This window comes from Micromonospora sp. D75 (assembly GCF_018070405.1).
Taxonomy (GTDB): domain Bacteria; phylum Actinomycetota; class Actinomycetes; order Mycobacteriales; family Micromonosporaceae; genus Micromonospora; species Micromonospora chalcea.
Genome location: NZ_JAGPXV010000900.1, coordinates 1 through 1,737 on the forward strand (window position 1 = coordinate 1; position 1,737 = coordinate 1,737).

Genomic DNA, 1,737 nt, shown 5'->3' on the forward strand with positions numbered 1-1,737 from the left:
CCACCACCAGGTCCAGCGTCCCGCGCCGGCCGGCCGGTAGCGCGTCGAACAGGTCGCCCTCGTAGACCGGGACGCCCAGCGGTTCGAGGTTGCGCCGGGCGCAGGCCACCGCCACCGGGTCGATGTCGGCGGCGGCCAGCCAGCGCGGCGTCAGCCGCTCGTGCAGCACCACGGCGGCGGCGCCGGAGCCGCAGCACAGGTCGAGCACCGCAGGGGCCGGCCCGGCCAGCGCCGTCGCGGCGTCGACGAGCAGGGCGGTCCGGCCGCGCGGCACGAACACACCCGGGTGGACGGCGATCCGCCGGCCGCAGAACTCGGCCCAGCCGAGCAGATGTTCCAGCGGCAGGCCGGCGACGCGACGGTCGACCAGCCGGGTCAACGCCTGCGCCGAGTCGGCGGCGGCGATCAGCAGTTCCGCCTCGTCCTCGGCGAAGACGCAACCGGCGGCGCGCAGCCGGCGGACGAGGGCCGGACGGTCGGGAGTGAACACGGTGGATGCCATGGCAGGCCTTTCGGGAAGCGCTCGTCGGCGCTCCCGGCGTCGCCTCAGCTCCTGGGCGACGCGGACTCGGAGGGAACGCCGGTCCTCTGCTGGGGGATCGGACTCACCTCCTCGGGTCGGGGCCGCACGGGCCGTGGCTGCCCGTCACGATAGCCCAGCGGGCGTCGCGCCGTCAGCCCGCCGCGTCCAGCGCGGCCGCCACGTCGGCGAGCAGATCGGCGGTGTCCTCGATGCCGCAGGAGAACCGCACGAAGCCGGGCGGCGTGGCGTCGCCCCACTGGGCGCGCCGGTCGGCGGTGCTGTGCAGCCCGCCGAACGAGGTGGCGGCGGCCACCAGCCGGGAGGCGCCGAGGAACCGGGCCACCCGGCCCTCGTCGCCCAGGTCGAACGAGACCACGCCCGGCACGCGCCGCATCTGTGCCGACGCGACCGGGTACGCCGGGTCGTCCGGCCGTCCGGGCCAGCGCACCCCGGTCACGTCCGGCCGGGCCGCGAGCAGGTCGGCCAGCGCCCGCGCGTTGGCGGTCTGCCGGGCCAGCCGCAGGTCCAGCGTGGCCAGCGACCGGTGGGCCAGCCAGCAGTCGAACGCGCCGGGCACCCCACCGGTGGCGTTGCGCCAGGTGGTCGCCGCGTCCCGCAGCCCGGCGTCGCGGGTGGCCAGATAGCCCAGCAGCAGATCCGAGTGGCCGGTCAGCGCCTTGGTGCCGGAGGCGACCACCACATCCGCGCCGAGGTCCAGCGGGCGCTGCCCGAGCGGCGTCGCGGTGGTGTTGTCCACCGCCACCAGCGCCCCGGCGGCGTGCGCGGCGGCGGCCACCGCCCGCACGTCGACGACGTCCAGGCCGGGGTTCGCCGGGGTCTCCAGCAGCACCAGCCGCACGCCGTCGAACGACGGGTACGGCCCGGCGGTCGGCACCAGCGTCACCCGTACGCCGAGCTGCTCCAGCGTGCCCGAGGCGAACGAGCGCACCGAGTAGTAGCCGTCGGCGGGCAGCAGCACGGTGTCGCCGGGTCGCAGCACCGTCAGCAGCAGCCCGGTGATGGCGGCCTGGCCGCTGGCGAAGACGCGGCAGTCGGCGCCCTCCAGCTCGCCGATCGCCGTCTCCAGCAGTCGCCGGGTCGGGTTGTCCGGCCGCCCGTACCCGTCCGCCGCCGCCGACGGGCCGCGCTCCGGGTCGAGGTGGTACGGCGCGGCGAAGACCGGGCCGGGCAGGAACGGCTGCCCGGGTACCGCC

At 77.1% G+C, this 1,737-nt stretch carries 2 protein-coding genes; both read right to left on the minus strand.

The window, feature by feature from the left end; genetic code table 11:
- On the minus strand, positions 1 to 502 hold a 502-nt coding region (locus KBX39_RS30485), incomplete at its 3' end, for a methyltransferase domain-containing protein (RefSeq protein WP_210873861.1).
- Between the two features lie 172 nt (positions 503 to 674).
- A partial coding sequence (locus tag KBX39_RS30490; protein ID WP_210873862.1) for a cystathionine gamma-lyase occupies positions 675 to 1,737 on the minus strand: 1,063 nt, incomplete at its 5' end.